Annotated in this window: 2 protein-coding genes; both read left to right on the forward strand. The window is 41.8% G+C overall.

All coding sequences use genetic code 11. From position 1 onward, the window contains the following. Nucleotides 1-280: 280 nt before the first annotated feature. Nucleotides 281-616 (forward strand): calcium-binding protein, encoded by a 336-nt coding sequence (locus IM507_RS09130; protein WP_287636914.1) that lies wholly within the window; start codon nucleotides 281-283, stop codon nucleotides 614-616. Between the two features lie 9 nt (nucleotides 617-625). Next, nucleotides 626-8,413 (forward strand): choice-of-anchor C family protein (locus tag IM507_RS09135; RefSeq protein ID WP_287636915.1); only part of this gene is annotated, 7,788 nt, incomplete at its 3' end.

The raw sequence follows: 8,413 nt of genomic DNA on the forward strand, positions 1-8,413 counted from the left end.
AGTTTTAACTGTGCGGTTTGGACAGATTTCTTCAGAAATTGAAGAGATAATCGGCAAAATGACTAACCCTACTATCTTAGAAGAGCTACTAAAATTAGCAGCTACCGCTAATTCTCTCGCAGAATTTAAGCAGTCTTTGGCTAAAATCAATATCTAGAAAACGGGTTTCTCAAAGAAACCCGTTTTCTTGTAATAAATGTTAATTTCTGTTACAGGTGTCTTGAAAAATTGGCCATTGTTATGCTAAAACTGTTAGCAATAAACCTTTGCTGTTAATGTCATGACTTCTACTCTTTTGCCCCTCCTTCCTTCTGTTTACGATGTTTTGTTCGATTTCGCTCAATCTGACGGTTTTTGGGCAAATTTAGCCATCGCTTTTGGCACAAGTTATGATGTGGTTAAGGCGACGCAATTACGACAGCAGTGGCAAAGCCGAAATTTTAGTCAAATTCCCCCGATTGAGGTACTCAGTGATGAGGTTTTAGGGACGGCGAATGGTGCCTATTCCAGCAGTACCAATAAGATTTATCTATCAGCATCTTTTTTAAATACGGCCTCGTCAGCAGCGATAGTTAATGTAATTTTAGAAGAAATTGGGCATTATGTGGATGCTTAAATTAATCCGGTGGATAGCGCGGGAGATGAGGGGGCAATTTTTGCGGAGTTGGTGCAGGGAAATAGTCTGGATGTGGCAACCTTGGAGGTATTGAAAGCTGAGGATGATTCAAAGATAATTAATTTAAATGGGGAAGTAATTACAGTTGAACAGAATAAATTGCTTAAATCTGGCAAGATTATTGTTGCTAATGATGAATTTACATTAAGTGATTCTGGATTTAGTAATGCTCCCGACGATTCACTATTATTTGCTCAGAATATCGCTAATTATTTTGCTAATGGGAAGAAAGGCTCATTTCTTGCTTATTCCGATAACCTTGGTTTCACAGGATTTCAACTATCTAAAGCTTTAACTGATGCAGGACATCAATGGAAGGTTGCACCTAATTTGCCATTCACGTTAGAGACATTACAACAATATGATGGAGTTTTTCTTGGCGGATCCCCAGTAGATAATCAGGTATTAATTGATTATGTAAACAGTGGAGGAAATGTTTATCTAATGGCAGGAACTGGAATTACTGGAAGTTTTGATAGTGTTACGAGTGAGGCTAATGCTTGGAAGGATTTCTTGAATAATTTTGGGTTGTCATTGGCAAATCAATGGAATGAGTTTTACGGCAATATTCCTATTAACCCTTCATCTCATCCAATTCTTGCAAATATAGATCAATTATATCAACAGTATGGTCAAACAATTATTGATCTAAATGCTAATGACAATCAAGGAGTATTAATTGCTAAGAGCAATGATGGACAGGGACTTTATACTATTTACGATCCTAATTTTCAAGTCAATCTAATCACTAATGGTAGTTTTGAAATTGGCCCAGATCCTGATCCTTATTTACCACTTGACCCTGGTTCTACCGCAATCACAGGATGGACTGTTACGAGGGATCAAATTGACTATGTAGCTTATTGGGTAGATGCAGATGGCGAGCGCTCTCTTGATCTCAATGGTTCGCCTGGAGTGGGTGGTATAGCTCAAACTTTCAGCACTATTGCAGGCCAACAATACCTTGTCTCCTTTGCCTTGGCTGGCAATACTTATAGTGGAACTCCCATCAGACAACTAGGAGTTTCAGCCGCAGGCCAGTCCGAAGTTTTTTCCTTTGATACTACAGGGTTTAGTGATGATAATATGGGCTGGGTAAATAAGACCTGGGTATTTACGGCAACTGCATCCACAACGACCTTGGAATTTTATAGTTTATCTATTGAGCCAGAAAATGCTGCTTTTGGCCCCGCACTAGATAACGTTTCCGTCATTTCTTTACTACCATCTATCACCTTAGCGGTAGCCCCAGCAAGCGTGACTGAAGACGGTACCCCTAACCTAGTCTATACCTTCACCCGCACCACTCCAACGACCAGCGCCTTAACGGTTAACTATACAGTCGGGGGGACAGCGACATTTAGTACAGATTACACCCAAAGCGGTGCAGCAACTTTCACCAGTAAAACCGGGACAGTGACTTTCGCTGCTAATGCTACCACTGCTAAAGTCACAATAGACCCCACTGCTGACACAACTGTTGAAAATAACGAAACTGTCATTTTAACCCTCGCTTCTGGGACAGGTTATACAGTAGGTACGACTACTCCAGTTACGGGGACAATTACCAATGACGATACCAGTGTCACCCTAGCAGTTTCTCCCGCAAGTGTGACAGAAGACGGGACAACAAATCTGGTTTATACCTTCACTCGTAGCGGAGTAACAACTAATCCTTTAACGGTTAATTACACCCTCGGAGGGACAGCGACTTTAAATACCGACTACACTCGTACAGGGACTAACAATACAGTCACCTTTGCTGCTGGTTCATCCACTGCTACTGTAACAGTTGACCCCACTGCTGACACAATAGTAGAAAGTAACGAAACTGTTATTTTAACCCTTGCTTCTGGGACAGGTTATACAGTTGGGACAACTACCCCAGTGACGGGGACTATTGTTAATGATGATACCCCTTCCTCCCCCGGAACCTTATCTTTTGGTTCTCCTACTTTTAGCATCAATGAAAATGGGACTCCTGTTACTGCTGTAACGGTCACTCGTACCGGCGGAAGCAATGGCGCAGTCAGCGCAACTGTTAAACTAACAAATGGGACAGCTACCGCCCCATCTGACTATAATAATAACTCGATTACCGTTAATTTTGCGAACGGAGAAATCAGTAAAACTGTTACTGTTCCCATTGTTAATGATACTCTCCCCGAACCTGATGAAACGGTTCAATTAATTCTCATCAACCCCACCAGTGGCGCAACAATTGGCAGTCAAAATACTGCTACTCTCAATATTGTTGATAATGATGCTGCAATATTAATTACTGGTTTTCCTCAAGGTTCACAAGGCAGTAATTTAGGGAAAAGTACGATAATTATTTCGGGGCAAAATTTCTCGCCTACTGACAAAATTAGCATTATTTCTCCAACGGGTACTGAAACCTTAGCGAATCAGGTTTATTGGGTGAATAAAACCGAAGCTTGGGCAACTTTTAACCTGCAAGGTTTAGCGACAGGGCAGTATGATGTTAAGGTGATGAATGGCATTAATACCTATACCTCTAATGATACCTTTACCGTCAATAATGACCCCCTAGGAAATCTAAATATTGAATTAAGTTATCCAGCTAGTGGTTTTGTTAAAGTCACTTATACCAATATTGGACAAACTGATCTAATCGCGCCTTTACTGAGAATAAATGCTACTAATGCTACTGTTAATTATCCCGCAGAAAATACCATTAGTGCTACTCTCAAACAACTATTAAATCTGTCTTTGGCAACCAGTGATAATGGTCCGGCGGGTATTCTTGCTCCAGGTGAAAGTGGAGAGTTTTACTTCCAATATACCCCCAATGGTAACGGTTTAATTAACTTTACGGTTAATCAAGTTCCAGCCAATGAAGTAATTAATTGGGCGACAATTAAAGCAGAAACTCGCGCTGATTATAGTTATATTGATACTGCTGCTTGGGATGCTTTATGGAGTAATTTAACCGCTAGTTTAGGCACAACTGCTGGACAATTTCAAGCAGTAATGGCCGAAAATGCTAACTATTTAAGTCAGTTGGGACAGGAAACCAGTGATTTAACTCGTTTATTTGCTTTTGAATGGAAACAAGCAGCTAACACCCTGACTAATGTAGATTTATTAAGTACGACTGATGTGGTAGATACTGCACCCGGTTTATCTTTAAGCTTTAATCGGACTTTCTATCAGTCTATTGCTGAACGCTACAATTTAGGAACATTAGGACGAGGTTGGTCTAGTCAGTGGGATTTACGCGCTACTACCAACAGTCAAGGTGATGTTATTATCCGCAGTGTGGGGGGGGTACAGCGCATTTTTGAGAAGCAAACTGGTGACACTTACACGGGAGAAGGGGGTGCCACTTTAACTATTGTTGGTGGTGAGTATCGCTTAAAAGAAGCGAGTGGGTTTGTTTCTTTATTTGGGAGTAATGGGAAACTCAATTATGTTGAGGATACTAATGGTAATCGCATCACTCTACAATATACTAATAATAATCTAACCAAGTTGGTTCACACCAATGGGGATAGTTTAACCCTGACTTATAATGCTCAAGGACGGATTAACAAGATTACTGATTCTGCGGGACAAGCTACTACCTATAGTTATGATACTACAGGGGAAAATCTGTTATCGGTGACGGGGGTTGATGGAACCATCACTTATACTTATGATACGGGTAATGTTGCGGCGAAAAAATACTCTTTATTGTCGGTAAAATCTGATTTGGGTTATCAGCGTAGTTTTGAATACGATAATCAAGGTCGTCTCACCAAAGAATCTAGCAACGGAAACACCCAAACCCTAACCTACAGTTATGATAGTGTAGGTGGGGTGACGATTACTGATAGCACCGGAGCATCCCAAACCGTCTTATTAGATGATGGGGGAAGTGCTGGACAAATTCGCGGGGTTAATAACCAAAATCTGCTATTTAATTATGATGCAGATGGTAATTTAGTTACAACCCTTCCTAATGGTGGTCAAACAGTCTATAGTTACGATACTAATGGTAATTTAACTCAACAAACGAATTTACTGGGACAAAAGACTAAGTTTACCTACGATGCTACCTTTAATCAATTAACCAGTTTTACAGACCCTAAAGGGAATGGAGTAGGGTATAGTTATGATACTAAAGCTAATCTGAATAAGATTACCTACTCTGATGGTAGTACCCAACAATTTACTATTGATGCTTTAGGGAATATTACCAGTTATATCAATCGTCGCGGTAGTAATATTTCCTACACTTACAATACCAGTGGCCTGCTGACCAAGAAACAATATGGTAACAGTTCGAGTGTTAACTACAGCTACGATACAAGAGGCAATCTTACCAGCGTAGTTGATGGAACAGGAACTATGGCGATGCAGTATGATACTGCTAACCGTCTTACTAAGATAACCTATCCTAATGGTCGTTCTCTATCCTATACCTATAATGCAGATGGTCAACGCACCAAATTAGTTTCTAGCGATGGTTATACGACTAATTATACTTATGATACCGTCGGTCGTTTAAAGTCTTTAACCAATGGCACAGGACAAAATATTATCAGCTATGACTATGATAGTGCAGGTCGTCTCATTAAGGAAACTAATGGCAATGGAACCTATACCACCTATGAATATGATTTACAGGATCAGTTAACTAAATTAGTCAACTATAAAGCCAATAATACGGTTAATTCTCAGTATCAATATACCTATGATAACTTAGGTCGCCGTACTACCATGACCACCCTAGAGGGGGTCTTTGAATATGGTTATGATGCAATTGGTCAATTAACTTCTGTGATTACTCCTACCAATCGCACGATTACCTATACCTATGATGCTGCAGGAAACCGCATCGGGGTGACGGATAGCGGAGTAACCACGAACTATACTACCAATAACCTCAATCAATATAGCAATGTAGGTAATGGGGTTTATACCTATGATACGGATGGGAATTTAATCAGCAAAACCCAAGGGGGACAGACTTCTAATTATACCTATGATGCTGAAAGTCGCCTGGTTAAGGTTGTTACTCCTTCAGGGACTTGGGACTATGAATATGATGGCTTAGGAAACCGAACTGCTACTATTTTTAATGGACAAAAAACCGAATATTTAGTTGATCCCTTTGGGTTGGGTGATGTGGTTGGGGAATATAATAATAATAGCTTAGTGGCTAATTATACTCACGGAATCGGCTTAGTTAGTCGGGTAAATGGTAACAATAGTAATTATTATGACGCAGATGCGATCGGGTCAACTGTTGGGTTAACGGCAACAGATGGGAGTTATGTTAATAAGTATAGTTATTTACCCTTTGGAGAGGATTTAACCAAGATTGAAGCTGTGGCTAACCCCTTTGAATATGTGGGTCAATGGGGGGTGACTGATGAGGGAAATGGCCTCGATTTTATGCGAGCAAGGTTTTATGATAATAGTTTGGGAAGGTTTACGAGTGTTGATCCGATTGGGTTAAATGGTGGGGATACGAATTTTTATCGTTATGTCTTTAATAGTCCTAATACGTTTGTCGATCCAAGTGGATTATCCTGTTCAAAGAACAGAGACTTTTTTGTCAACTATGGTCAATACGCTATTTTGTCTTTGCCCGCTCTCATTCCAGGAAGTCTATTCGGTTATGCATTTACTTACATACCGAGAATATTTCAAAGTCTTAATACGGCACAAAGGATAAAACGTCTTTTTAGAATAGGAGAATTTCTAGGGATAGGAGCCTTTGAATCCTATTTTAGTACGGACTTGTCAAAATACTTGGACAAGATTGTACCTAAATGTCCCCCTGAACCACCACCACCGCCACCGCCACCGCCACCGCCACCGCCACCGCCACCACCGCCACCGCCACCGCCACCGGGCCCTGACGGCGGTGGCGGTTCAAACGGAGACCCCCACCTAACAACCTTCGACGGTATTAACTACGACTTCCAATCAGTAGGCGAATTTACCCTAGTTAAATCTACTACCGACGACTTTGAAATTCAAACCCGTCAACAACCTTGGAACGGTAGTACCAGTGTATCTGTTAATAGTGCCATTGCCATTAAACTCGGTGGACAACGGATAGGGTTCTATTTAAATGACCCCAACCCCTTAAAAATTAACGGCATCGCCGCAAACCTTCCCAATGGTCAACTCTATGCCATTGGACAAAACCTCATTGTCCGGGATGGCGACAGTTACAGCATTTTTTCCGCCAATAATGACTACATTAACATTGATTTTAATAGCACTTATATTAATATCAATCTGGGTCTAGCAGAAAACCGCAAAGGGAATCTGATTGGTCTATTAGGCAACTATAACGGCACAACCAATGATGACTTTGCTCTGCGTAATGGAACTGTTATCGGCGGCACTATTACCACTGGCCAACTTTACGGCGAGTATGACGACAGTTGGCGCATCACTCAAGCTACCTCCCTCTTTGACTACGGGACGGGACAAAATACCAACACTTTTACTGACCTCACCTTCCCTAACAACGTCATCACCATTGACTCCCTAACCCCGGCGCAACGCGCAGCAGCAGAACAAATTGCTATCAATGCGGGGATTACTGACCCCGATATTCTCAATGATGCCATTCTTGATATTTTCCTCACCAATGGGGCCCCAGAAATTATTCAAGGTTACGTTACACTACAACGACAAGCGACTATCAGCGCCACCAATACCCTAATTAACCCTGAGGGATTCGGAGACCAACACTGGTTAACCTCCGGGGAAGTCATTCCCTATACTATCCGTTTTACTAACAATGCCGCCGCTGGAACCATACCCGTTGCACAAGTTACCATCACTCAAACCCTCGACTCAGACCTAGACCTCAACACCTTCACCTTACAGGACTTCGGTTTTGGGAATATTACCGTTAATGTTCCCGTCGGGACCCGCAATTACAGCCAACGCCTTGATTTGCGAACCACTCGCGGTGTCTTTGTTGATGTCAATGCTAGTCTAAATACCTCAACAAGGGTATTAACTTGGACATTTATTGCTATAGATCCTACCACAGGCAACCCTGCTAATATTACCACTCAGGGATTCTTACCACCCAATGACGCAAACGGGTCTGGGACTGGTTTTGTGGGTTACAGCATCCAACCTAAAGCTAATAATCCCACTAACACCCGTATAGATGCACAAGCAACCATCACCTTTAATACCCAAACTATCCAAACTAACCCCGTTTTTAACACCGTTGGTGATACCAGTGTTACTCTTGCAGTTTCTCCCGCAAGTGTGACTGAAGACGGGACAGCTAATCTGATTTACACCTTCACCCGTTCTGGTGTACTAACAAATGCTTTGACGGTTAATTACACCCTCGGAGGGACAGCGACTCTCAATACCGATTACACTCGCAGCGGGACTAATAATACAGTCACCTTTGCTGCTAATTCAGCGACTGCGACTGTAACCGTTGACCCCACTCCTGACACAATAGTAGAAAGTAACGAAACTGTTATTTTAACCCTCGCTTCTGGGACAGGTTATACAGTTGGGACTACCACCCCAGTGACGGGAACAATTACCAATGATGATGTCACCCTTCCCAGTATTACTCTTGCGGTTTCTCCTAGTAGTGTTACCGAAGACGGGACAACTAATCTCGTTTATACCTTCACCCGTACTGGAGTAACAACAAATGCTTTGACGGTTAATTACACCCTCGGAGGGACAGCTACTTTAAATACCGATTACACTCGTACAGGGACTACCAAT

It is taken from the genome of Microcystis sp. M20BS1 (assembly GCF_020245305.1).
Classification (GTDB): domain Bacteria; phylum Cyanobacteriota; class Cyanobacteriia; order Cyanobacteriales; family Microcystaceae; genus Microcystis; species Microcystis ichthyoblabe_A.

Excerpts from the sequence above, each read along its gene's own strand:
- IM507_RS09130 (WP_287636914.1), top strand. The coding sequence starts at position 281 with ATGACTTCTACTCTTTTGCCCCTCCTTCCTTCTGTTTACGATGTTTTG.